The sequence below is a fragment of the Kitasatospora sp. NPDC002543 genome (assembly GCF_053594915.1).
Genome location: NZ_JBSFWR010000091.1, coordinates 1 through 25415 on the forward strand (window position 1 = coordinate 1; position 25415 = coordinate 25415).

The 25415-nt window shown below is 72.5% G+C and carries 13 protein-coding genes; 8 read left to right on the top strand and 5 right to left on the bottom strand.

Features of this window, described 5'->3' with window-relative positions; translation table 11 throughout:
* Positions 1-92 precede the first annotated feature (92 nt).
* Complete coding sequence (locus ACWD4P_RS29445) at positions 93-1847, bottom strand: NAD+ synthase (protein ID WP_449781717.1); 1755 nt, start codon at positions 1845-1847, stop codon at positions 93-95.
* A gap of 198 nt (positions 1848-2045) precedes the next feature.
* On the opposite strand from ACWD4P_RS29445, the gene ACWD4P_RS29450 reads away from it, so the two are divergent.
* Together ACWD4P_RS29450 and ACWD4P_RS29455 are read left to right on the top strand one after the other, a co-directional pair.
* Positions 2046-3407 (top strand): glutamine synthetase family protein, encoded by a 1362-nt coding sequence (locus ACWD4P_RS29450; protein WP_359829604.1) that lies wholly within the window; start codon positions 2046-2048, stop codon positions 3405-3407.
* A gap of 180 nt (positions 3408-3587) precedes the next feature.
* Positions 3588-4832, top strand: a complete 1245-nt coding sequence (locus ACWD4P_RS29455; protein WP_449781718.1) for a hypothetical protein — start codon at positions 3588-3590, stop codon at positions 4830-4832.
* Here ACWD4P_RS29455 and ACWD4P_RS29460 read toward each other — a convergent pair.
* Positions 4799-5977 (bottom strand): acyltransferase family protein, encoded by a 1179-nt coding sequence (locus ACWD4P_RS29460; RefSeq protein ID WP_449781719.1) that lies wholly within the window; start codon positions 5975-5977, stop codon positions 4799-4801. The two genes, ACWD4P_RS29455 and ACWD4P_RS29460, sit on opposite strands and share 34 nt — an antisense overlap.
* Positions 5978-6154: 177 nt before the next feature.
* On the opposite strand from ACWD4P_RS29460, the gene ACWD4P_RS29465 reads away from it, so the two are divergent.
* On the top strand, positions 6155-9181 hold the full coding sequence (locus ACWD4P_RS29465) for a bifunctional [glutamine synthetase] adenylyltransferase/[glutamine synthetase]-adenylyl-L-tyrosine phosphorylase (protein ID WP_359828929.1): 3027 nt from the start codon (positions 6155-6157) through the stop codon (positions 9179-9181).
* Positions 9182-9306: 125 nt separating this feature from the next.
* Here ACWD4P_RS29465 and ACWD4P_RS29470 read toward each other — a convergent pair whose 3' ends face one another.
* Complete coding sequence (locus ACWD4P_RS29470) at positions 9307-10275, bottom strand: phosphatase PAP2 family protein (RefSeq protein ID WP_359828928.1); 969 nt, start codon at positions 10273-10275, stop codon at positions 9307-9309.
* A gap of 321 nt (positions 10276-10596) precedes the next feature.
* Between ACWD4P_RS29470 and pulA the strand changes: the two genes are divergently transcribed.
* From pulA to ACWD4P_RS29485, 3 genes are all read left to right on the top strand, one after another.
* Entirely contained in the window at positions 10597-16119 is a 5523-nt protein-coding gene (pulA, locus tag ACWD4P_RS29475) for a pullulanase-type alpha-1,6-glucosidase (RefSeq protein ID WP_449781720.1), read from the top strand.
* A 633-nt stretch (positions 16120-16752) separates the two neighbouring features.
* The gene (locus tag ACWD4P_RS29480) at positions 16753-19083 is read left to right on the top strand and encodes a M4 family metallopeptidase (protein ID WP_449781721.1); all 2331 of its coding nucleotides are present in this window, start codon (positions 16753-16755) and stop codon (positions 19081-19083) included.
* Between the two features lie 342 nt (positions 19084-19425).
* Positions 19426-21150, top strand: coding sequence for a carbohydrate-binding module family 20 domain-containing protein (locus ACWD4P_RS29485; RefSeq protein ID WP_449781731.1), 1725 nt, complete (start codon positions 19426-19428; stop codon positions 21148-21150).
* 103 nt (positions 21151-21253) lie between these two features.
* Here ACWD4P_RS29485 and ACWD4P_RS29490 read toward each other — a convergent pair whose 3' ends face one another.
* Positions 21254-21997, bottom strand: a complete 744-nt coding sequence (locus tag ACWD4P_RS29490) for an SDR family oxidoreductase (protein WP_449781722.1) — start codon at positions 21995-21997, stop codon at positions 21254-21256.
* A gap of 408 nt (positions 21998-22405) precedes the next feature.
* On the opposite strand from ACWD4P_RS29490, the gene ACWD4P_RS29495 reads away from it, so the two are divergent.
* Positions 22406-23461 (top strand): alpha/beta hydrolase, encoded by a 1056-nt coding sequence (locus ACWD4P_RS29495; protein WP_359825781.1) that lies wholly within the window; start codon positions 22406-22408, stop codon positions 23459-23461.
* 373 nt (positions 23462-23834) lie between these two features.
* A complete protein-coding gene (locus tag ACWD4P_RS29500; RefSeq protein WP_359825779.1) occupies positions 23835-24647 on the top strand; it encodes a hemerythrin domain-containing protein in 813 nt (270 codons plus the stop codon).
* Between the two features lie 109 nt (positions 24648-24756).
* Here ACWD4P_RS29500 and ACWD4P_RS29505 read toward each other — a convergent pair whose 3' ends face one another.
* A complete protein-coding gene (locus ACWD4P_RS29505; RefSeq protein WP_359825777.1) occupies positions 24757-25353 on the bottom strand; it encodes a DUF6891 domain-containing protein in 597 nt (198 codons plus the stop codon).
* Positions 25354-25415 lie beyond the last annotated feature (62 nt).

Consider the following 25415-nt stretch of genomic DNA (forward strand, 5'->3'; position numbering starts at 1 on the left):
TCGCCAATGCTCCGCAGTGGCTCCCTCCTCCGCCTTGCGATGCACGCACCCCAACGCCGCACGCTGATCCGACGCCAATTGTCAGACACGCCCTAACCGCGCCGCCAGCGGTTGGTGATCGGCAGGCGGCGGTCCCGGCCGAAGTTCTTGACCGAGACCTTCGGGCCCGGCGGGTACTGGCGCCGCTTGTACTCGGCGGTGTCGACCAGCCGGACCACCCGGTCCACCACGGCCGGGTCGAAGCCGGCCGCCACGATCGCGTCCCGGCCCTCGTCGCCCTCGATGTAGCGGGTCAGCACGCTGTCCAGGAGGTCGTAGTCCGGCAGCGAGTCGGTGTCCACCTGGTCCGGCCGCAGCTCGGCGGACGGCGGCTTGGTGATGGTGTGCTCCGGGATCGGCGGCACCTCGCCGCGCCGCTCGGCCTCCTCGTTGCGCCAGCGCGCCAGCCGGAAGACCAGCGACTTGTAGACGTCCTTGATCGGCCCGTAGGCGCCCACCGAGTCGCCGTACAGGGTCGAGTAGCCGACGGCCAGCTCGCTCTTGTTGCCGGGCGCGAGCACGATGTGCCCCTCCTGGTTGGAGATCGCCATCAGCAGGGTGCCGCGCAGCCGGGACTGGAGGTTCTCCTCGGCCAGGCCGGTCAGCTCGGTGGCGCCCAGGTAGGCGTCGACCATCGGGGCGATGGAGACGGTCCGGAAGTGCAGCCCGGTGCGGCGGGCCAGCTCGGCCGCGTCGTCCCGGGAGTGCTGGGAGGAGTAGCGGCTGGGCATCGAGACGCAGTGCACGTTCCGCGCGCCGACCGCGTCCACCGCGATGGCGGCCACCAGCGCCGAGTCGATGCCGCCGGAGAGCCCGATCAGCACGGACGAGAAGCCGTTCTTGACGACGTACGCCCGGGTGCCGGAGACCAGCGCGGCCCAGATCTCGGCCTCGTCCGACAGCCGCGGCGCCACCTCGGCGGTGAGCCCGGCGGCGGGCGCGTCCCGCGGCTCGCCGCCCAGTTCGGTGCGGACCAGGTGCAGCCCGTCGCTCAGCAGCAGGCCGTCGGTGTCGTCGCCGGCGGCGGCCGGCAGGTCGAGGTCCAGCACCAGCAGGTGCTCCTCGAACTGCGGGGAGCGGGCCAGGACCCGGCCGTCCGCGCCGACGACGATCGAGTCGCCGTCGAAGACCAGCTCGTCCTGGCCGCCGACCATGTTGACGTACGCGAGGGTGCAGCCCGCCTCGGCCGCCCGGCGGCGCACCAGCTCCAGCCGCTGGTCGTCCTTGTTCCGTTCGTACGGGGAGCCGTTGACGACCAGCAGCAGCCCGGCGCCGGCCTCGCGGGCGGCGGTGACCCGGCCGCCGTCCTGCCAGATGTCCTCGCAGATCGCCAGGGCGACGTCCACCCCGCGCACCCGCAGGACCGGCAGCTGGTCGCCCGGGACGAACCAGCGGAACTCGTCGAACACGCCGTAGTTGGGCAGGTGGTGCTTGGCGAAGCGGGTCACCACCTCGCCGCGGTGGAGCACCGCGGCGCAGTTCTGCGGGGAGCCGGCCGGGCGGTTGGAGCGCGGCGCGGCGTGCTCGGAGCGCCCGAGGTAGCCGACCACCACCGGGACCTCGCCGAGCCCCTCCGCCGCCAGCCGGCCGGCCAGCCCGACCAGCGCCCCGCGGGAGGCCTCGACGAAGGAGTGGCGCAGGGCGAGGTCCTCCACCGGGTACCCGGTGAGGGCCATCTCGGGGAACGCGACCAGCTGGGCGCCGGCCGCCACGGCCTGTCCGGTCCGGCGCACCACCTCGTCGCCGTTGCGGGCGAGGTCGCCGACCCAGGGGTCGATCTGGCACAGGGCGAGACGGAGAGTGGGCATGCCCCGAGTGTAATCGTCTAACTGACGCGATGTCCTGGGCAAGGGTGGCCGCGGCGACGGCGGCGGGGCCCGGTGCGGGGGTCGGCACTGCCGGGCCGGGCGGGTATCGGCCATGATGGGGGCAGTCGCTTTACGAGGTCTTTGCGAGGGCCTCCGAGGCGTAACACGAGCGTAAAGAGCAGAGGTGAGACTGTCCCCATGGGCAAGCAGCAGCAGTTCGTGCTTCGGACGCTCGAAGAGCGTGACATCCGGTTCGTCCGGCTGTGGTTCACCGATGTGCTCGGGTTCCTGAAGTCCGTCGCGGTGGCACCGGCCGAGCTGGAACAGGCCTTCGAGGAGGGCATCGGCTTCGACGGCTCGGCGATCGAGGGCTTCGCCCGGGTGTACGAGTCCGACATGATCGCCAAGCCGGACCCGACCACCTTCCAGATCCTGCCGTGGCGCTCGGAGACCCCGGGCACCGCCCGGATGTTCTGCGACATCCTGATGCCGGACGGCTCGCCCTCCTACGCCGACCCCCGGTTCGTGCTCAAGCGCACCCTGGAGAAGGCCTCCGCGCAGGGGTTCACCTTCTACACCCACCCGGAGATCGAGTTCTTCCTGCTGAAGAACCTGCCCGGCGACGGCACCCCGCCGATCCCCGCCGACCAGTCCGGCTACTTCGACCACACCCCGCGCGGGGTGGGCCACGACTTCCGCCGCCAGGCGATCACCATGCTGGAGTCGATGGGCATCTCGGTCGAGTTCTCCCACCACGAGGGCGCCCCCGGCCAGCAGGAGATCGACCTGCGCTACGCCGACGCGCTGTCCACCGCCGACAACATCATGACCTTCCGGCTGGTCATGAAGGAGGTCGCGCTGGAGCAGGGCGTGCACGCCAGCTTCATGCCCAAGCCGTTCTCCGAGCACCCCGGCAGCGGCATGCACACCCACGTCTCGCTGTTCGAGGGCGACCGCAACGCCTTCCACGAGTCCGGTGCCGAGTACCAGCTGTCCAAGGTCGGCCGCTCGTTCATCGCCGGCCTGCTGAAGCACGCCGCCGAGACCGCCGCCGTCACCAACCAGTGGGTGAACTCCTACAAGCGGATCTGGGGCGGCTCCCAGCGCACCGCCGGGGCCGGCGGCGAGGCGCCGTCCTACATCTGCTGGGGCCACAACAACCGCTCGGCACTGATCCGGGTCCCGATGTACAAGCCGGGCAAGCAGGGCTCCACCCGGATCGAGGTCCGCTCCCTGGACACCGGCTGCAACCCGTACCTCGCCTACGCCGTCACCCTCGCGGCCGGCCTGAAGGGCATCGAGGAGGGCTACGAGCTCCCGCCCGGCGCCGACGACGACGTGTGGGCGCTGTCCGACTCCGAGCGCCGCGCCCTCGGCATCCAGCCGATGCCGCAGAACCTCGGCGAGGCCATCGACCTGATGCAGCGCAGCGAACTCGTCGCCGAGACCCTCGGCGAGCACGTCTTCGACTTCTTCCTCCGGAACAAGAAGCACGAGTGGGAGGAGTACCGCTCCGAGGTCACCCCGTTCGAGCTGCGGAAGAACCTCCAGGTGCTGTGAGCGGGTGACGCCCGTTCAAACCGTTTCCGGCCCGCTGTCGTCCGAGAGGAGGGCAGCGGGCCCTCCTATGGAGTGGATCTGCGACGGATCGCCGACTCGGTCGCGGAATGTGATGCTTGTGTGACGGAGTGTTGTGGTCCGATGGGCCTGCTTGTCCGTTCCGTCCTGAAAGAGGATCACATGACCTCCTCCGTCAGCCGCGCCGCCGCCACCCGCCTGCTCGCCCGCCGGGTCGGTGTCGCGGGCGCCGCCTTCGCCGCAGTCGCGGGCCAACTGCTGGCCGCCCCGACCCTCGCCGACGCCCGTGGTTCGGGCACGGCCCCGGGTCCGGACGCGGGTGTGCAGCACGCGCAGCGTGCGAAGCCGAGGGCCACCACGATCGCCGAGAACCAACTGCCGTTCACCACCCGCTTCGAGGGCGACTTCCACGGCTCGATCACCCGCATCAGCAACTCGCTGATGACCTGCGACGAGACCAAGGCGCCCCTCGACCCCGAGCAGCCGCCCTGCGAGGACGCCCGCAAGGGCCTCGGCAGCCGGCCGATCAACAACAAGTACGAGATGAAGTACATCAACATCGACCCGGGCAGCGTCGGCCCGCTCGGTGACGCGATCTACTCCGCCAGCTCCGCCGACCTCGGCCTGATCGACGGCTCCACCGTCAAGAGCGCCCGGCTGTACTGGGGCGGCACCCGCGGCATCGACGACGTCGTGCTGCCGGAGGACCGGATCGACGAGGTCTACCTGAAGCTCCCGGGCGAGGGCCAGTACCGCAACATCGCCAACGACCAGCCCTCGATCGGCTACATCACCACCGACGTGGAGAGCAGCTACCAGGCCTCCGCCGACATCACCGACCTGGTCAAGCAGGCCGGCAACGGCACCTACACCGTCGCCAACATGGACTCGGTGGTGAAGCCGCACAGCTGGGGCGGCTGGACGATCGTGGTCGCGTACGAGAACGACTGCAAGCCGCTGCGGCACATCCACCTCTGGGACGGCTTCCGGGTCGAGCTGCCGGACAGCCCGCCGCGCGAGTTCGACCTCACCGGGCTGCAGACCCCCGCCACCGGCCCGGTCGCCGGCAAGCTCGGCTTCGTGGTCTACGACGGCGACCTCAAGTGGACCGGCGACACCCTCGCCATCAAGTCCACCAACGGCCCGCAGGCGCTCTTCTCGGACCTCAACCACGCCTCCAACGACGCCTTCAACTCCACCATCGAGGAGCTGACCCCGGCCGACCAGTTCATCCGCACCCCGTACAACCGCAACAACTTCGGCTACGACTCCAACCGCTGGGACATCTCGCCGTTCCTGCGCAACGGGGACACCGACATCAAGATCCTCTTCGACACCGACAAGGACGGCTACGACCTGGGCGTGTTCTACGCCTACGTCAACCTGGACGGCTCCACCGAGGGCTGATCCTCCGTCACGGCCCGGCGCCGCTGCCGCACCACCCGCACCCCGCGGGGCGGCAGCGGCGCCGCCGTGTCCCGGCCGCGCGGGGCGCCGCGCAGCAGCCGCTCGCAGGGGCGCTCCACCCAGCGGTAGAGGACGCCCGCGGCGGCCAGCGAGCCGCCCGCCAACAGCAGCCAGACGCCGAGCGTCGCGGCCCCCGTCTCCGGGCGGCCGACCACGGCGAGCCAGCAGCGGATGCCGATCTCGTGCACCAGGTACCAGGCGTACGACCACTCGCCGAGCCGCACGGCCGTGCGGCCCGCCAGCAGCCGGGGCGGGGTTCCGGCGAGGTCGCGCCCGGCGGCCGCCGCCAGCAGGGCGGCGAACAGCGGCGCGGGCAGCAACTGGGAGGCGCTGTACGGGCCGTACCAGAGGGAGTCCGGGACGGCGGCGTGCCAGGGGACCAGCAGCAGGTGCCAGAGCACCACGGCGGCCGCCGCCGGGAGCAGCCGCAGCCGGGGGAGGGCCCCGTGCCGTAAGGCCAGGCCGGTGACCACGCCGAGGACGAACTGCGGGGTCCGGGTCAGCGGCAGGTAGTCCAGCAGCCAGCCGCGCACCGCCGGGTCGGCGGGCAGCAGGGCGCCGGCCGCCCACAGCGCCGGGCCGAGCGCGGCGCAGAGGACCGCGAGCGGCAGCCAGGCGCGCCGGCGCGGGGCCAGCAGGCGCAGCAGCGGCGGGAACAGCAGGTAGAACCAGGCCTCGGCGCCCAGCGACCAGGAGGCCGCGTTGCCGCCGTACACGGTGGGCAGCGCCCACGGGTGCACCAGGGCCAGCGACCAGAGCGCGGCCGCCACCGGCAGCACCGCGCCGATCGCCGCGTCCGCGCCCAGGGACAGCGCGGTGGTCAGCACGTGCAGCGGCCAGATCCGGGCGAAGCGGCGGCGGGCGAACACCGGGGCCCGCACCGGCGCGGGCCCGTACGTCCAGGCCAGCACGAAGCCGGAGAGCACGAAGAAGAACGTCACGCCCGACCGGCCGTACCAGGCCGCCGGGCCGATCAGCGGCAGCTCGCCCACCTTGCGGGAGAGGTGGTAGAGCACCACCAGCAGCGCGGCCCAGAACCGCAGCCCGGTGAGCGAGGGCAGGCGGCTGGGGCCTGTGGTGGACATCGGCGCTCCGGAGGAGGGGACTTCGGGGATGGCGGCGGGCGCCCGGGTGAACGAGCCCGGCGGCCCCGAAGTCACGGTTACGGCGGCCGAGGGGCCCGGCCGTCCACCCGGCGGGCGCGTCCGGCGACGGGCTGCGAGGACGCGTAACCTGCTGGAGCGGACCGGATGGAGGGGTCGATGACGGTGGAGGAGCAGCGAGCCGGGAGCCGGGTCAGCCGGCCGGAGAACCGGCTGGTGCGGCGCGGGTTCACCGATCCCGCGCGGGCGGTGCGGCTGCTGGAGGGCCCCGGCCTGGAGGGACTGGCCGACGACCCCGTGCTGCTGGACGCGCTCGGCGCCACCGCCGACCCCGACCTCGCGCTGCTCGGACTGGCCCGGCTGCTGGAGGCCGACGAGGAGGTCGACCGACACACCCTGCGCGACACCCTCACCACCTCCAAGCCGCTGCGCGACCGACTGCTCGGCGTGCTCGGCGTCTCCACCGCGCTCGGCGAGCACCTGGCCCGGCACCCGCACGACTGGCACGTGCTGGTCACCTTCGAACTGCGCGACATGCACCCCGGCCCGGAGGACTTCCGCCGCGCCCTCGCCGAGGGCGTCCGGGACTCCGACCTCGGCCCCGCGAACGCGCTGCGCGTCGCCTACCGCCGGTGCCTGCTCGCCATCGCCGCCCGCGACCTCACCGGCACCACCGACCTCGCGCAGACCGCCGCCGAACTCGCCGACCTGGCCGGCGCCACCCTCCAGACCGCCCTGGACCTCGCCGCCGAGCAGGACCCGGAGGCCGCCGGGGCCTGCCGGCTCGCCGTGATCGGCATGGGCAAGTGCGGCGGCCGCGAGCTCAACTACGTCTCGGACGTCGACGTGGTCTTCGTCGCCGAACCGCGCGAGGGAGTGGACGAGCAGGAGGCGATCAGGGCCGCCACCCGGCTGGCCGCCGCCCTCACCCGGCTGTGCGCGGACACCACCGGCGAGGGCACCATCTGGCCGGTGGACGCCAACCTGCGCCCTGAGGGCCGCAACGGCCCGCTGGTGCGCACCCTGGCCAGCCACCTCGCCTACTACCAGCGCTGGGCCAAGACCTGGGAGTTCCAGGCGCTGCTCAAGGCCCGCCCGGTCGCCGGGGACGCGGAGCTCGGCGCCGCGTACGTGGAGGCGCTCGCCCCGCTGGTCTGGCAGGCCGCCGCCCGGGAGAACTTCGTCGCCGACGTGCAGCAGATGCGCCGCCGGGTGATCGACTCCATCCCGGCCACCGAGCTGGACCGCCAGCTCAAGCTCGGCCCCGGCGGGCTGCGCGACGTCGAGTTCTCGGTGCAGCTGCTCCAGCTGGTGCACGGCCGCACCGACCCGGCGCTGCGCAGCGGCAACACCCTGGAGGCGCTGGCCGCGCTCTCCCGCGGCGGGTACGTGGGCCGGGCCGACGCCGCCTCGCTGGACGCCGCGTACCGCTTCCTGCGCTCGCTGGAGCACCGCATCCAGCTGTACCGGCTGCGCCGCACCCACCTGATGCCCACCGGGGCCGAGGACCTGCGTCGGCTGGCCCGCTCGCTGGCGGCGCTGATCAACGGCGACACCCGTGCCGACCCGGTGGCCGCGCTGCACCGCGAGTGGAAGCGCCACGCGGTGGAGGTCCGGCGGCTGCACGAGAAGCTGTTCTACCGGCCGCTGCTCGACGCCGTCGCCGAACTGCCGCCCGGCGCCACCGGGCTGACCCCGGACGCGGCCCGGGCCCGGCTGGAGGCGCTGGGCTACACGGACCCGGCGGCCGCGCTGCGGCACCTCAGCGCGCTCGCCTCCGGGGTGAGCCGCAAGGCGGCGATCCAGCGCACCCTGCTGCCGGTGCTGCTCGGCTGGTTCGCCGAGTCCGCCGACCCGGACGCCGGGCTGCTCAACTTCCGCCAGGTCTCCGACGCGCTCGGCCGCACCCCCTGGTACCTGCGGCTGCTGCGGGACGAGAGCGCCGCCGCCGAACAGCTGGCCCGGGTGCTGTCCGCCGGCCGGCTCGCCCCCGACCTTTTGCTGCGCGCCCCCGAGGCGGTGGCGATGCTGGGCGACCCGAACGGCCTGGAACCGCGCGGCCGGGCGGCGCTGCAGTCGGAGATACTGGCCGCCGTCGGCCGGGCCGGGTCCACCCGGGCCGCGGTGGCCGCGGCCCGCTCGGTGCGCCGCCGGGAGCTGTTCCGCACCGCCGCCGCGGACGTGCTCGGGAGGCTCGGGGACGACCCGGCCGAGGCGCTGGACGCCGCCGGGGAGGCGCTCACCGCGCTCAACGCCGCCACCCTGGGCGGCGCGCTGCGCGCCTGCGTCGCCGGCTGGGAGGCCGAGCACGGGGACCTGCCGACCCGGATCTCGGTGATCGCGATGGGCCGCTTCGGCGGCCACGAACTGGGCTACGGCTCGGACGCGGACGTGCTCTTCGTCCACGAGCCGCTGCTCGGCTCGCTGGAGGAGGAGGCCGCCCGGGCCGCCCAGGCGGTCTGCAACGAGCTGCGCACCCAGCTGGGCGCGCCCTCCACCGAGCCGCCGCTGCTGGTCGACGCCGACCTGCGGCCGGAGGGCCGCAGCGGCCCGCTGGTGCGCACCCTCGCCTCGTACGCGGCGTACTACCGGCGCTGGTCGCACGCCTGGGAGAGCCAGGCGCTGCTGCGGGCCGAGCCGGTGGCCGGGGACGAGGCGCTGGGCGCGCGGTTCCGGCAGCTGATCGACCCGCTGCGCTACCCCGGCGGCGGGGTGCCGGAGCGGGACGTGGTGGAGATCCGCCGGATCAAGGCGCGGATCGAGGCCGAACGGCTGCCGCGCGGCGCCGACCCGACCACCCACACCAAGATCGGCCGGGGCGGGCTGGCGGACGTCGAGTGGACGGTGCAGCTGCTGCAGCTCCGGTACGGGCACGAGGTGCCGGCCCTGCGCACCACCCGGACCAGGGCGGCGCTGGCGGCCGCCGTGGCGGCCGGGCTGGTCGAGCCGGAGGACGCCGAGGTGCTGGACGCGGCCTGGGTGCTGGCCTCCCGGGTGCGGGCGGCGGTGATGCTGGTGCGCGGGCGGCCGGGGGACAGCTTCCCGGGGGAGGCCAGGGAACTGGCCGGGGTGGCCCGCTACCTCGGGTACGGCTCCGGGCACAGCGGGGAGCTGCTGGACGACTACCGGAGGGTCACCCGGCGGGCCCGGGCGGTGGTGGACCGGCTGTTCTACGGCACCGGCTGACGGGCGCGGCCGGACCGGTACGGCGGACGGCGGACCGCGGCCGTACGGCGGGCGGGTACGCGAGAGGGGCCCCCGCTCGGGGGCCCCTCTCGATGTCCGGCTTTCCGGGCCGACGGCGTTCCGGGCTACCGGCGCGCGCTGGTGACCGCGGGCTCGCTCCACTGCTCCGGGACGGTGATCGGCTGCTCCTCCACCGTCTCCCGGGCGGGCACCCTGGGCAGCCTGTACACCCACTCGTGGTACATCCACCGGGCGGTGAGGAAGCCCACCATCAGACAGAGCGCGCCGCCGACGGCGTCCATCCAGAAGTGGTTGGCGGTGGAGACGATGACCACCAGGGTGGTGGCCGGGTACAGCAGGCCGAGCACCCTGACCCACGTGCGGCGGGCCAGGAAGAAGATCGCCAGACCGCACCACGTCGACCAGCCGATGTGCATCGAGGGCATCGCCGCGTACTGGTTGGAGACGTGCGCGGCGGGCCCGGAGGCCATCGAGCCCCAGGTGCCGTGGACCTTCACGGTGTCGATGAAGCCGCCGTCGGTCATCAGCCGGGGCGGGGCCAGCGGGAAGAAGTAGAAGCCGACCAGCGCGATCCCGGTGGTGATGAACAGCACGCTGCGGGCGGCGACGTAGCGTCCGGGGTGGCTGCGGTAGAGCCAGACCAGGACGCCGATCGTGATCACGAAGTGCAGCGTCGCGTAGTAGTAGTTCATCCCCGTGATGAGCCACCCGACGCTGTCCACGGCGTGGTTGACCGAGCGCTCGACGGCGATGCCGAGGTGGTGCTCCAGGTCCCAGATCCAGCGCGCGTGCTTCTGGGCTATCGCCTCCTGCTCGGGCACCGCGTTGCGGACGAGCGAGTAGAGCCAGTAGCTGATCCCGATGAGCGCCAGCTCGAACCAGATCCGCGGCCTGGCCGGTGAGCGGCGCTGGGCGCTGATGCGGCCGCGCAGGGTGGCCGTACGGGACTGGGCGGCACGGGTGGTTCCATCGGACAGGCGGCCGGGGACGGCCTTCGCTGCTTCGGAACCGCCACCGCTGGCCGCTTCGGCGCGCCTGGCGTCGCCTCGCTGGATCTCGGTCGGTTCCCCCATGGACGGCAAGTCTGCCAGACGGCTCGTAGCCGACTGCTCATCCTCTGGAAGTGGATTCTTCACCGGCTGTCCCCCTTGAGGGGTAGGGGCCGGCTGCCACCGGGGCGGGGGGTGCTCGGGGGTTCGGTGCGTACCGGTGGGACGGACATACGTCCCATTGTCACGCCCGTCGCTCCGAGGGAGTAATCGGGGTGGTCGCGGGCGCCGCTCGCGCACCTGGAGTTTCCGGCTACGAAACGGTTTCTGCATCTTGCTGAAACATATTGCAGGCCGCTAGCTTCCTGGGAAAATCGATCGCCCCTTCCCCTAAGGGAGCCCTCAGTGGCCGATGCCCCGCTCCGCCCCCGACGGAGCACTGCCCGACGAACCACCGTCCGCCGCAGACCACCGGGCCGCACCGCCGTCCTGCTGGCCGCCGCGCTGACCGCCGCCACCCTCGGCGGCGCCCCCGCGGCCCTCGCCGCCGCCCCGCCGGCCCCGCCCTCGGACGCCGCGCTGGCGGCCACCGCCGGGCGGCACGACCTCACCCGCGAACAGTTCTACTTCGTCCTGCCCGACCGCTTCGCCAACGGCGACACCGCCAACGACACCGGCGGCATCACCGGCGGGCGGCTGGAGAACGGCTTCGACCCCGCGGACAAGGGCTTCTACCACGGCGGCGACCTGGCCGGGCTGATCCAGCGGCTCGACTACATCCAGGACCTCGGCACCACCGCGATCTGGATGGCGCCGATCTTCAAGAACAAGCCGGTACAGGGCAGCGGGGCCGACACCTCGGCCGGGTACCACGGCTACTGGATCACCGACTTCACCCAGGTCGACCCGCACTTCGGCACCAACGAGCAGCTCAAGGACCTGATCGCCAAGGCCCACGCCCGCGGCATCAAGGTCTTCTTCGACGTCATCACCAACCACACCGCCGACGTCATCGACTACGCCGAGAAGCAGTACGGCTACCGCTCCACCGGCGCGTACCCGACGCTCGACGCGGGCGGCAACCCGGTGGACGAGACCGCCGTCGCCGACGCGGGCGGCCCCTGGCCGCGGACCACCGAGGACTCCTTCCCCTACACCCCGGTCTTCCGCACCCCGGCCGACGCCGCCGCCAAGACCCCGTCCTGGCTCAACGACCCGGCGCTCTACCACAACCGGGGCGACTCGACCTTCGTCGGCGAATCCGCCACCGAGGGGGACTTCAGCGGCCTGGACGACCTCGACACCCAGAACCCCAAGGTGGTGAAGGGCTTCGAGAAGGTCTACCAGCAGTGGGTCGAGGACGTCGGCGTGGACGGCTTCCGGATCGACACCGTCAAGCACGTCGACATGGCGTTCTGGCAGCAGTGGGCCCCCGCGCTCAAGGACTTCGCCGCCAAGCGGGGCAACAAGAAGTTCTTCATGTTCGGCGAGGTCTACTCCGGGGACCCGGCCGTCACCGCGCCGTACGTCACCAAGGGCAGGCTCCAGGCCACCCTGGACTTCCCGTTCCAGGGCGCGGCCCGCTCCTACGTCTCGCAGGGCGGCTCGGCGCGCAACCTCGCCGACGTCTACGCCCAGGACTACCGCTACACCGGCGCCGACACCGACGCGTACGAGCTGCCCACCTTCCTCGGCAACCACGACATGGGACGCTTCGGCTCCTTCCTGCTCGCCGACAACCCCGGCGCCGACGAGGCGACCCTGCTGAAGAAGGACCGGCTCGGCACCGAGCTGCAGTTCCTCACCCGCGGCCAGCCCGTCGTCTACTACGGCGACGAGCAGGGCTTCACCGGCGCGGGCGGCGACAAGGACGCCCGGCAGGACGTGTTCGCCTCGAAGACGACCTCCTACAACGGGGACCGGGTGCTCGGCGGGCCCTCCGGCCCGGCCGACCGGTACGGGCAGGGCGGCGAGCTCTACCAGGGCGTCGCCGGGCTCGCGAAGCTGCGCCGGGACAACCCGGCCCTGGCCGACGGCGCCCAGATCGAGCGCTACGCCGCCGACGGCGCGGGCGTCTACGCCTTCTCCCGCATCGACGCCCAGCAACAGGTCGAGTACCTGGTCGCGGTCAACAACGCGGCCGAGGCGAAGACCGTCACCCTGGACACCTTCTCGGCGGGCATGGGCTTCGACCGGATCCACCCGTCCGCGGGGGAGCGGACCACCAGCGGCTCCGACCGCCGGGTGACGGTCACCGTGCCGGCGCTCTCCTCCGTGGTGTTCAAGGCCGACGGCCGGCTCGCGGCCGTCGGCGCCGCGCCGCGGATCTCGGTGCGGCCGCCCGCGGACGGCTCCTCCGGGCTGGTCACCGTCGGCGCCGCGGTGGACGGCGGCGGCTTCGACCGGGTGAGCTTCGCCGCCCAGACCGGCAACGGACCCTGGCGGACCCTGGGCACCGCCGACACCGGGAAGTACGCCGTCACCCAGGACCTGGGCGCCGTCGCCCCCGGCACGGTGGTCCGCTACAAGGCCGTGGTGCGGGACTCCAGCGGCCACCTGCGCTCCGCCACCGCGAGCTTCACCACCGGCGCCCCCGCGCCCAAGCCGGCGCCCACCGCCGGCTCCCGCCCGTACGCCGTCGTCCACTACAACCGGCCGGACGGCGACTACGACGGCTGGAACCTCTACGCCTGGGGCGACCTCGCCGACGGCGAGGCCACCCAGTGGCCCGCCGGGCACGCCTTCACCGGGCGGGACGCGTACGGCGCCTTCGCGTACGTGCGGCTCAAGCCCGGCGCCTCGGACGTCGGCTTCGTCGTGGAGAAGGACGGCGTCAAGGACGTCGACGCCGACCGGCACCTCGACGTCGGCAGCACCGGCGAGGTGTGGACCGCGCAGGGCGACCCCGCCGTGCGCACCACCGACCCCGGCCCGGGCAACACCCAGCCCGCGAACACCGCCGTCATCCACTACAACCGGGCCGACGGCGACTACGACGGCTGGGGCCTGCACGACTGGACCGGCGCCGCCGCCCCGACCGACTGGGGCAAGCCGCTGACACCGGTGCGCCGCGACGCCTTCGGCGCCGTCTTCGAGGTGCCGCTGGCCGCCGGGGCCACCAGCCTCAGCTACATCCTGCACAAGGGCAACGACAAGGACCTGCCCACCGACCAGTCACTGGACTTCGCCGTCAACGGCAAGGAGGTCTGGATCCTCGGCGGCCGCGAGGGCTACCTGCTGCCGCAGAACCCGGCCGCCTCCTCGCAGATCGACCTGACCGGCGCCAAGGCCCAGTGGATCGACGCCCGGACCGTCGCCGTCCCGGCGAACTACGGCGCCGGCGACGACGCCCTGGCCGGCGGCACCAGCGCCCAGCTGGTGTACGACCCCGAGGGCGGCATCCGGGCGGAGCGGGGCGCGCTCACCAAGCCCGGCAGGTGGCTGCGGCTCACCCCGGTCAAGGGCGGGCTGACCGACGCCCAGAAGGGCGAGTACCCGCACCTTGCGGGCTACCGGGCCTTCACCGTGGACCCCCGGGACGCCGCCCGCGTCCCGGCCGCGCTCCGCGGCCAGCTGCTGTTCACCGAACACCTGCCCAGCGGCGCCGTGCTCGCCGCCACCGGGGTGCAGACCCCGGGCGTGCTGGACGACCTGTACGCGGGCAGGACCGGGAAGGTCGACTTCGGACCGGCTTACTACAACGGCAAGGTGGCGCTGTCGCTGTGGGCGCCGACCGCGCAGGAGGTCTCCGTCCAGGTCTTCGACAGCGCCACCGGGGGCACCCCGAAGACGCTGCCGCTGAAGCGGGACGACGAGACCGGGGTGTGGGAAGTCGTCCGCGACAAGCGCGAGTTGGACGGCAAGTACTACCTGTACCAGGTGAAGGTCTGGGCGCCCTCGACCCAGCAGCTGGTGGTCAACACCGTCACCGACCCGTACTCGGTGGCGCTGTCCACCGACTCGAAGCGGAGCCTGGTCGCCGACCTCGACGCCAGGGAGCTGAAGCCGAAGGGGTGGGACGACCACGCCCGCCCGCAGGCCGTCCCGCCCGCCCGGCAGCAGATCCAGGAGCTGCACGTCCGGGACTTCTCGGTCGAGGACCGGACCGTCCCGGCCGCCGAGCGCGGCACCTACCTGGCGTTCACCGAGTCCGACTCGGCCGGGATGCGGCACCTGAAGGAGCTCGCCGAGGCCGGGGTGACCACGGTGCACCTGCTGCCGACCTTCGACATCGCCACCATCCGGGAGAACGGGGCGGACCGGAAGCTGCCCGCCTGCGACCTCGCGTCCCTTCCAGCGGACGGGCCGAAGCAGCAGGAGTGCGTGGCGGCCGTGGCCGCCGACGACGCGTACAACTGGGGCTACGACCCGCTGCACTACAACGTGCCGGAGGGCTCCTACGCGACCGATCCGGTCGGGACGGCCCGGACCGTCCAGTTCCGGCAGATGGTGCAGGCGATGCACGCGGCCGGGCTGCGGGTGGTGCTCGACGTGGTCTACAACCACACCGCCGCCAGTGGCCAGGCCGAGCACTCGGTGCTGGACCGGGTCGTTCCCGGCTACTACCAGCGCCTCGACGACAACGGCAAGGTGACGGCGGACAGTTGCTGCGCCGACACCGCGCCCGAGCACGCCATGATGAACCGGCTCGTGGTCGACTCGGTGACGCTCTGGGCCCGCGAGTACAAGGTCGACGGCTTCCGCTTCGACCTGATGGGCCTGGACCCGAAGTCCACCATGCTGGACGTGCAGGCCGCCCTGCGGAAGATGACGCCGGACTCGGACGGCGTGGACGGGAAGAACGTCCTCCTGTACGGCGAGGGCTGGAACTTCGGCGTCGTCTCGAACAACGCCAGGTTCGAGCAGGCCACCCAGGCCAACATGGCCGGCACCGGCATCGCCACCTTCGACGACCGGATCCGGGACGCCGCCCGCGGCGGCAACTTCATGCTGAACTCCGCCCCGCAGCAGGGCTTCGCCTCGGGCCTGTACACCGACCCGAACGGCTCGGCCGCGAACGGCACCCCGGAGGAGCAGAAGGCCCGGCTGCTGCACCAGATGGACCAGCTGAAGGTCGGGCTGACCGGCAACCTGGCCGGCTACTCCTTCACCGACAGCTCCGGAAAGCCCGTCACCGGCGCCCAGGTCGACTACAACGGCGCCCCGACCGGCTACGCCGCCAAGCCCGGCGAGGCGGTGGAGTACGTGGACGCCCACGACAACACCGACCTCTTCGACGCGCTCGCGTACAAGCTGCCGACCGGCACCGCGCCCGCCGACCGGGCCCGGATGCAGGCGCTCGGGCTCTCGCTGACCGCGCTCACCCAGGGCGCGGGCTTCGCCCAGGCCGGCAGCGACCTGCTGCGCTCCAAGTCGCTCGACTCCAACTCCTACGACTCGGGGGACTGGTTCAACGCGATCCACTGGAACGCGGCGGACGGCAACGGCTGGGGCCGCGGCCTGCCGATGGCGAAGGACAACCAGGAGCAGTGGCCGGCCGCCCGATCCCTGCTGGCCGACCCGAAGCTGACCGTCGGCGCGGCCGACATCCTGGCGACCTCGGCGCAGTACCGGGAGTTCCTGCGGATCAAGCAGTCCTCGCCGCTGTTCTCGCTGCCGACCCTGGCCGCCGTCCAGCAGCGGCTCTCCTACCCGCTCTCCGGCACGGCCGGTGAGACGCCCGGGGTGATCACCCTGCACCTGGACGGCACCGGGCTGGCGGGGGCGGAGAAGGGCGTCACGGTGGTCTTCAACGCCACGCCCACGACGCAGGCGCAGACCGTGCCGGCGCTGCGGGGTACCGGCCAGGCGCTGCACCCCGTGCAGGCGGGCGGGGCGGACCGGGTGGTGCGGGGGTCGGGCTTCGACGCCGCGACCGGCACCTTCACCGTGCCGGGCCGCACCGTGGCGGTGTTCGTGCAGCGCTGATCCGTGCGGTGTCGGTCCGTCCGGCGCCGGGTCGACACCGCTTCGTGCACTGCTTCGTACACCGCTTCGTACACTGCGACAACTCCCGGGCCCCGTACCACTGTTCAGTGGTGCGGGGCCCGGTTCCGGTCGGCGGCGGCCCGGTTCCGTTCCGGGTGAACAATGGCCGGAAACCGTTGATGGCACGGCCGGAACTGTGACGTGCCGGGTCCGCCGGGCGCTGCCGGCCACCCTCCGGCGCGGTCTGCGGTCCTGACTGCTGGTCACCGACTGCCGGTAGTGATCGAACTTTGCCCGGGGCATGAAAACCGTGTTCACGAGTTCGTCGTGGGGTAACACAACTGACGCACCGGCCTGCATACGGTTTCGGTAATGAATCGGCCAATCCGTGGCATGCATCTGTCATCAACGGCTGGTTTGCTGCCACGATTCCTCCGGCTGTAGACGAGGGGACCCCACCCCCCGGTGCAGCTGTTCCAGTTCAGGTGCAGCGCGTCCCGACCCTGCAACGAGTTGTGAGCACCGCATCCCGCACTCCCGTCGCACCCGGCGGGGGCCCCCACTGCGCCGCAACCGCGGCCCAGGTTTCTCTCCACCGTGCGCGACCCAGCGCCGGTTGGAAAAGGAGTCCGCATGTCCCGTTACGCTCACGCACGGAAGGCGGCGGTTGTCATGGCCGCCTCCACCGCGCTGCTGGTCACCGGCATACCGGTGATCGCCCAGGCGGCCACGCCGGACGCACCGGCCGCCGTCGCGGCCCAGCAGGCGAGCCGCGCCCAGCTGATCTCCGTCGCGAACCAGCAGACCTCCGCCCTCGCCCAGAGCCTCGGCCTGAGCGGCGAGGAGAAGCTGGTCACCAAGGACGTCATCCAGGACGCGGACGGCACCCGCCACCTGCGGTACGAGCGCACCCTCAACGGACTGCCGGTCCTGGGTGGGGACCTGGTGGTGCACCAGGCGTCCACCGGTGCGACCAAGAGCGTCGACCGGGCCAGCACCGCCTCGCTGAGCGGTGTGAGCACCACGCCCAAGCTGGCCGCGCCGGCCGCGCAGAGCGCCGCGCTCGCCGCCGAGTCGGGCACCGCCGTGGACACCGCGCCGCGCCTGGTGGTCTGGGCCGCCGACAACAGCCCCCGGCTGGCCTGGGAGACCGTCGTCTCCTCCACCAAGTCCGACGGCACCCCGAGCAAGATGCACGTCGTCACCGACGCAACCAGCGGCCAGGTCATCCAGCAGTGGGACGGCATCGAGACCGGCTCCGGCAAGGGCGTCTTCGTCGGCAACGTCACCATCGGTACGACCCAGTCGGGTTCGACGTACCAGATGAAGGACGGCGCCCGCGGTGGGATGTACACCACCAACCTGAACCACGGGACCTCGGGCACCGGCACGCTGTACAGCAAGTCGACCGACACCTGGGGCGACGGCACCGTCAGCAACGGCGAGTCCGCCGCGGTCGACGCCCACTTCGGCGTCGCGGCCACCTGGGACTACTACAAGAACACCTTCGGCCGCAACGGCATCCGCAACGACGGTGTCGGCGCCTACAGCCGCGTCCACTACGGCAACAACTACGTGAACGCGTTCTGGGACGACTCCTGCTTCTGCATGACGTACGGCGACGGCAGCAACAACACCGCGCCGCTCACCGAGCTCGACGTGGCCGGCCACGAGATGAGCCACGGCGTCACCTCGGCCACCGCCAACCTGACCTACTCCGGCGAGTCCGGCGGCCTCAACGAGGCCACCTCGGACATCTTCGGCACCATGGTCGAGTTCTCCGCCAACATCCCGACCGACAACCCCGACTACCTGATCGGTGAGTTGATCGACATCAACGGGAACGGCACCCCGCTGCGCTACATGGACAAGCCGTCCAAGGACGGGGCCTCGGCCGACTACTGGTCCTCCACCGTCGGCAACAAGGACGTCCACTACTCGTCCGGTGTCGCCAACCACTTCTTCTACCTGCTGTCCGAGGGCAGCGGCGCGAAGGTCATCAACGGCGTCAGCTACGACTCGCCGACCCAGGGCAACATCGCCGTGACCGGCATCGGCCGGGACAAGGCGGCGGCGATCTGGTACCGCGCGCTGACCACCTACATGACCTCCAGCACCAACTACGCCGCGGCGCGCACCGCGACGGAGAAGGCGGCCACCGACCTGTACGGCGCCGGCAGCGCGGAGCTGACCGCGGTCGGCACCGCCTGGGCGGGCGTCAACGTCGGTACGGCGCCCAACCCGGGCGGCGTCACCGTCACCAACCCGGGCAACCAGTCCACCGCCGTCGGCGGCGCGGTGAACCTCCAGATCAGCGCCACCGGCGGCACCGCCCCGCTGACCTACAGCGCGACCGGCCTGCCCACCGGCCTGTCGATCTCCTCCTCCGGCGCGATCACCGGTACCGCCTCCGCCGCGGGCACCTACAACGTGACCGTGACGGCGAAGGACTCGGCCGGCAAGACCGGCACCACCAGCTTCACCTGGACGGTGTCCACGGGTGGCGGTGGCTGCACCCCGGCGCAGCTGCTGGGCAACGCGGGCTTCGAGACGGGCACGGCCACGCCGTGGACGGCGTCCAGCGGCGTCGTGGACAGCAGCACCTCGCAGGCGGCCCACAGCGGCTCCTGGAAGGCGTGGCTGAACGGCTACGGCTCCACGCACTCGGACTCGCTGTCGCAGACGGTGAGCATCCCGGCGGGCTGCAAGGCGACGCTGAGCTTCTGGCTGCACATCGACACCGCGGAGTCGGGCAGCACCGCGTACGACAAGCTGACGGTGTCGGTCAACGGCACCGCGCTGAAGACCTACTCCAACGTGGACGCCGCGGCCGGCTACCAGCAGCGCACCTTCGACCTGTCGTCCTACGCGGGCCAGACGGTCACGCTGAAGTTCGCCGGGACCGAGGACGCCTCGCTCCAGACCAGCTTCGTGGTCGACGACACCTCCATCCAGACCGGCTGAGCCCGGGCCGGCTCCTGACGGGCCGGTGAACCAGGACAGGTGAGGGGCCCGGTGGCTACGGCTGCCGGGCCCTTGTCGTGCGTCGGGCCCTTGTCGTGCGTCGGGGCGGTGGTGTGGTCGTGCGGTGGTGTGGTCCTGCGGCGGTGGCGGGCGAAGAAACGTATCTCCTGAGGCGTGGCGAAACTCTTGACGGTCCCTGCGGGCACCTCTAGGTTCAGCGCTGCAAGTTTCCGGCAAGTTGCAGCAAGTTCCTGCAGCTTCGCCCCTTCGGCTGCCCCACCCCAGCCACCCCCAGGAGACGACGTGGTCACCACCGCCCCCACCCTCCCCCGGCCTTCGGCCGTGGGGACCCCCAGGCCCGCCCGCGCGGCCGGCGCGCTCGCCGCCTCGGCGGCGCTCGCGCTCTCGCTCGGCACCTCCCTCGGCGCCCCCGCCGCCCAGGCGGCCCCGCCCGCCGACAACGGCAAGGACGTCACCGCCACCCTCTTCGAATGGCGCTTCGACTCGGTCGCCCAGGCCTGCACCTCCACCCTCGGCCCCAAGGGCTACGGCTTCGTCGAGGTCTCCCCGCCGCAGGAGCACATCCAGGGCGCGCAGTGGTGGACCTCCTACCAGCCGGTCAGCTACAGGATCGCCGGACGGCTCGGCGACCGCACGTCCTTCAAGAACATGGTCACCGCCTGCCACGCGGCCGGGGTCAAGGTGATCGCCGACGCGGTCGTCAACCACATGTCGGCGGGCTCCGGCACCGGAACCGGCGGCACCGCGTACACCAAGTACAACTACCCCGGCACGTACCAGGACCAGGACTTCCACACCTGCCGCCAGCCGATCACCGACTACCAGGACCGCGGCAACGTCCAGAACTGCGAGCTGGAGGGCCTCTCCGACCTGGACACCGGCAGCGCGTACGTCCAGACCACCATCGCCCACTACCTGGACGACCTCGCCTCGCTCGGCGTGGACGGCTACCGGGTCGACGCCGCCAAGCACATCGCCGCCGCCGACCTCGCCGCGATCAAGGCGAGGATGGCCAACCCCAGGGCCTACTGGGTCCAGGAGGTCATCTACGGCGCCGGCGAGCCCGTCCAGCCCACCGAGTACACCGGCACCGGCGACGTGGACGAGTTCCGGGTCGGCATGGACCTCAAGCGGATGTTCACCACCGACAAGCTCGCCAACCTCAGCGGCTGGGGCGCCTCCTGGGGCTACCTGCCGAGCGGCCGGGCACGCGCCTTCGTCGACAACTGGGACACCGAGCGCAACGGATCCACCCTCAACTACACCTACGGCAACACCTACACGCTGGCCAACGTCTTCCTGCTGGCCTCGCCGTACGCCGCCCCCAACGTCTACTCCGGCTACTCCTTCACCAACAGGGACGACGGCCCGCCGAACGGCGGCACCGTCAACGCCTGCTACCAGGACGGCTGGAACTGCACCCACGCCTGGCGGCAGGTCGCCAACATGGTCGGCTTCCGCAACGCGGTGGCGGGCACCGGGGTGACCGACTGGTGGTCCAACGGCGGCAACGCCATCGCCTTCGGCCGGGGCAACCGCGGTTACGTCGCGATCAACCACGAGACCGGCGCGATCACCCGGACCTTCCAGACCGGGCTGCCGGCCGGCACCTACTGCGACGTCCAGCACGGCGACCCGCAGACGGGCGGCGGCTGCACCGGGCCGACGTACCAGGTGGGCGCCAGCGGGCAGTTCACCGCGACGGTCGGCGCGGGCGACGCGGTCGCGCTGTACGTCCAGCCCGGCACGAGCGTCTCCGCCGCCTCCTTCAACGTCAACGCCACCACCTCGGTCGGGCAGAACGTCTACGTGGTCGGCGACGCCGCCGCGCTCGGCGGCTGGGACCCGGCGAAGGCGCTGCCGCTCTCCTCGTCCGGCTACCCGGTCTGGTCGCTGGCGCTGTCGCTGCCGGCCGGCACGTCCTTCCAGTACAAGTACGTCCGCAAGGACGCGAGCGGCGCGGTGACCTGGGAGTCCGGCGCCAACCGGACGGCCACGGTGCCCTCGGGCGGGACGGTCGCGCTGAACGACACCTGGCGGCCCTGAGGCCCGGCGCGGGAGCCGGACCCCCGCCGGGGCGTTCGGGCGGAGGCCCGGCTCCCACGGGAGCCGGACCCCCGCGAGGCCCGGGCGGGCGGGGGCCGGTCCGTCACCCCCGCCCGATGTACGGCATCGCCGTCGCCATCACGGTGGCGAACTGCACGTTGGCCTCCAGCGGCAGCCCGGCCATGTGCCGCACGGTGCGCGCCACGTCGGCCACGTCCATGGTCGGCTCGGGGGCGATCCGGCCGTCCGCCTGCCGCACGCCCGCACCCATCGCCGCCGTCATGTCGGTCGCCGCGTTGCCGATGTCGATCTGCCCGCAGGCGATCCGGTACGGACGGCCGTCCAGCGACAGCGACTTGGTCAGGCCGGTGACGGCGTGCTTGGTCGCCGTGTAGGCGATCGAGTGCGGGCGCGGGACGTGCGCGGAGATCGAGCCGTTGTTGATGATCCGGCCGCCCCGCGGGTCCTGCGCCTTCATCTGCCGGAACGCGGCCCGGGCGCAGAGGAAGGCGCCGGTCAGGTTGAGGTCGACCACGGCCCGCCAGTCCTCGACCGCCAGCTCCTCCACCGGGACGGCCGGCCCGAAGGCGCCGGCGTTGTTGAACAGCAGGTCCACCCGGCCGTGGCCCCCGGCGGCCGCGGCGAACAGCGCGTCCACCGCGTCCGGGTCGGTGACGTCGGTCGGCACCACGTCGGCCGGGGCGGCGCAGAGCCCCGCGGTCTCCCGCAGCGGCCCGGGCCGCCGGCCGGCCAGTACCGTCCGCCAGCCGGCCGCGGCCAGTTCGACCGCGACGGCCCGGCCGACGCCGCTCCCGGCTCCGGTGACGACGGCGATCCGCTGGTTCATGGCACCCTCCTCGACGACCGTGCCCGGTCGGCCCCGGGCCTCCCGTCGGGCCCGCTCCGGAGATCGTCGCGGATCGCCGGGCCGCCGTCACGGGTCGAAACCCCCGGAATCCGGACGGTTCGGCGAGGGGCCGGCGGCCACCCCCGCCATCCGGCCCCCGCCGACCGGCGGGAGTGGTGAGGGGCTTTACCTGATCGCGAACAAACATTGGATTTCCGGTGGCCACCGCGCAACCGGGCCGACCCGACCCACGTCATAAGATCGCAGGAAGGCGCACCCCCGCGAGGGGCGGCGCGCCATCGCTCCGGGGGACGCACCAGTGCTCTGCCCCGGTCTGTCCGGCCCCACCGGGGGGCCGCCGCCCGGTCAGACGGACCGGGCGTGACATTCGGTCGGAGAGTCCTCACCGTGCTTAGGCAGTCGTCCCGTTCCCGCGCCGTCCTGTCCGGCGCCGCCGTGCTCGCTCTGGCCGCCTCGCTCGCGGCCTGCGGGAGTTCCGGCGGTGGGAAGGGGGACAGCGCCACGGCGAAGGCCACCGCCGCCGGCAGCAGCGCGGCGGGCAGCCCGAGCGCCACCGGCACCGGCACCAGCCCGGCCGCGACCGGCAGCCCGGCCGCCGCGGGCAAGGTGCTGATGCCCACGGGGCCCGCCGCCAACCTCAGCAAGTCCCGGGACACCGGCGCCGGCCCGATCATGATGACCAAGCTGACCGGTGCGAAGTCCGGCGTCACCGGCCAGGTCTGGGTCTGGCTGCCGCCCGAGTACAACGACCCCAAGTACGCCAAGACCGGCTTCCCGGTGCTCACCCTGTTCGCCGGCGGCCAGAGCAACGGCTACAACACCTGGACCGACAACCAGCTGCCGATCCAGGAGGAGAACGAGCGCCTGGTCAAGGAGGGCAAGTCCCACCCGTTCATCATGGTCATGCCGGTGCAGAACTTCAACAGCGACGAGAAGAACGCGCTGGACTGCTCGGACATCCCGGGCCAGCCCAAGATGGCCACCTGGATGGCCGAGGACATCCCGGACTTCGTCCGCGCCAACTTCCGCACCGTGAAGGGCCGCGACGGCTGGGGCGTGATGGGCGCCTCCACCGGCGGCTTCTGCAGCGCCAAGCTCGCCCTCCAGTACCCGCAGGTCTACAAGGCGGCGGTGCCGATCGACGGCTACTTCATCCCGGACTCGGGGCTGTGGAAGGGCCACGACGCCGAGCGGGCCGCCAACAACCCGGACGTGCTGGTCACCCAGGGCAAGGCGGATGTGAGCATGCTGGTCACCGCGGGCGGCGCCAACCCGTACGAGACCAAGGTGGTCAAGAGCTGGGTGGACAAGGCGGTGCCGCCGGTGAGCCTCCAGTACCACGAGCAGCCCGGCGGCAAGCACCTCACCTCGGACTTCAAGAAGATGATCCCGGACACCCTGGTGTGGCTCACCGCCCACCTGGCGGGCCCGGAAGCCGACTGAGGCCCCTGCCCCGACCTGCTCCCACCCGTGCCGCCGGTGCCGGGGACGCGCCCGCGCTCCCCGTACCGGCGGTTCTGCTTCCCGGCTCCCGGCTCTCGGCTCCCGGCTTCTGGCGACCCTCCGACGGCTCCTCCCGGGCGTCTCCGGCAGCTGTTCCGGCGGCTGTCCAACGGCTGCTCCAACGGCTGTTCCGGCGGCCTTCGCCGTGGTCCGCCGGTGTTCCCCCGTACGGATCCGCCGTCCGTTCGCAGGCCCGTGACCTGCGCGTCAATCGGACATTGATTCGCTTCTGATCGACTGCGAGCACCTTGGCTGGGGCGGTCCTCCACCGGCCGCCGCCACCCGCCGTGCCCCAAGCCGTGAAGAGAGTGCCATGTCGATCCACCTGGTGACCCAGCCCGTCCCCACCGTGCCCCCGCAGGGCCAGTCCGGAACCGACTCGCTGGGCGCGGACGCGTTCGGACGGCCCTCGGGCGACGAGCCGGCCACCATGCGGTTCGCCGGGCTGCGCCTGGTGCACGCCGCGCTGCGCCGGGACCTCGCCCGGCTGCCCAACGCGCTGCGGCTGCTCCAGCCCGACGAGGAGGACAAGGGCGAGGCGCTGCTGCGGCACTGGAACTTCGTCACCGCGATGCTCACCTGCCACCACGAGCAGCAGGACACCCGGCTCTGGCCGATCGTGCGCCGCTTCGCGCCCGAGCTGCGGCTGCTGCTCAACTGGCTGGAGGACGACCACCACAACCTGGACCACTCCTTCACCCGGGTCACCACGCTGGTGCGGATCGCCAGCCGGGACACCGGCAGCGCCTGGCCGGTCGCGTACGCGATGGAGGACCTGGCGGCCCGGCTGGAGACCCACCTGCGGATCGAGGAGCGGCAGCTGCTGCCCCGGATGGAGCGGGTGATCGCCGAGGGCTCCCGGCTCGGCGGGCTGGGCGAGCTGCTGGACCTGCTGCGCCTGGCGGACGGTCCGGGCATGGCGGACGCGCTGGCCTGGCTGCTGGAGGGCGTGGAGCCCGAGACGGTCGAGCGGCTGCTGGCCGAGTGCGACGACGACGTGGCCCGCAACTGGCCGCACTGGCACGCGACCTACCAGCGCTGCACCTCGCCGCTGTGGGGCCCGGTCGACGGCCCGGTCGACGGGACCGGCTTCGACCTCGACAGCCTGGGGAGGATCGCCGACTGAGCCCGGCCGCTTTTCGCGGGCCGTTGATCTACGCGCGTGGCATGGGCCTCCGGCATATGTCGGAGCCCGGTTGGGCTCGCCCGGCGCGCCGACGGAACGCTCGCGGCACCTACTCCGGCAGGCGGTTGAGCCACTCCAGCGGGGCGACCCGGATCGCCGTGTGCGGCGAGCCGTCCCACTCCGCCGGAAGTCCGACCGCCTCCAGCGCGGCGACCACCGCCCGGCCGACCTCCACCGTCCGGCGCTCCGAGACCTCGGCCGCCTCCTCCCCGGTGCGGAACCCGCCGTAGCGCAGCATCAGACCCCGCCCGGCGGCCGCCGCCTCGGTGTCCTGCTGGTGGAAGAAGACGAAGCCGACCGAGTCCTCCGCGGCCTCGCCGCCGATCTCGGCGTAGCCGCAGCCCGCGCAGCAGGTGAAGTCCATCGCCGCGACGATGCCCTCGTCCTCCAGCGCGTCGAAGGCGTCCGCCAGCCGGTCCACGTCGGTGGTCCTCGGCCAGCCGGCCTGTTCGGCCAGCCGCGCCGTCCACAGCGGAGCGACGATCCGCTCCGCCTCCTCGTGCGTCAGCCCCTGGTCGTCGAGGACATCGACCAGGGACTCGGCTATCTCGGCCGGCTCCTGGAAGCCGCACCGGATCAACTCGCGGGCCCGCTCCTGGGCTTCCCGCAGCACGTCGGGGGTGGTGAGAGCCGTCTCCTCGGTCATGCCCGCATCCTCGCACCCGCCACTGACACCGACGGTCCGTGAATCCTGGAGGTGGGCGGCAC

Coding starts and splice junctions, on each gene's coding strand:
- ACWD4P_RS29445 (WP_449781717.1), bottom strand. CDS start 1,847: ATGCCCACTCTCCGTCTCGCCCTGTGCCAGATCGACCCCTGGGTCGGC.
- ACWD4P_RS29450 (WP_359829604.1), top strand. CDS start 2,046: ATGGGCAAGCAGCAGCAGTTCGTGCTTCGGACGCTCGAAGAGCGTGAC.
- ACWD4P_RS29455 (WP_449781718.1), top strand. CDS start 3,588: ATGACCTCCTCCGTCAGCCGCGCCGCCGCCACCCGCCTGCTCGCCCGC.
- ACWD4P_RS29460 (WP_449781719.1), bottom strand. CDS start 5,977: ATGTCCACCACAGGCCCCAGCCGCCTGCCCTCGCTCACCGGGCTGCGG.
- ACWD4P_RS29465 (WP_359828929.1), top strand. CDS start 6,155: ATGACGGTGGAGGAGCAGCGAGCCGGGAGCCGGGTCAGCCGGCCGGAG.
- ACWD4P_RS29470 (WP_359828928.1), bottom strand. CDS start 10,275: ATGGGGGAACCGACCGAGATCCAGCGAGGCGACGCCAGGCGCGCCGAA.
- ACWD4P_RS29480 (WP_449781721.1), top strand. CDS start 16,753: ATGTCCCGTTACGCTCACGCACGGAAGGCGGCGGTTGTCATGGCCGCC.
- ACWD4P_RS29490 (WP_449781722.1), bottom strand. CDS start 21,997: ATGAACCAGCGGATCGCCGTCGTCACCGGAGCCGGGAGCGGCGTCGGC.
- ACWD4P_RS29500 (WP_359825779.1), top strand. CDS start 23,835: ATGTCGATCCACCTGGTGACCCAGCCCGTCCCCACCGTGCCCCCGCAG.
- ACWD4P_RS29505 (WP_359825777.1), bottom strand. CDS start 25,353: ATGACCGAGGAGACGGCTCTCACCACCCCCGACGTGCTGCGGGAAGCC.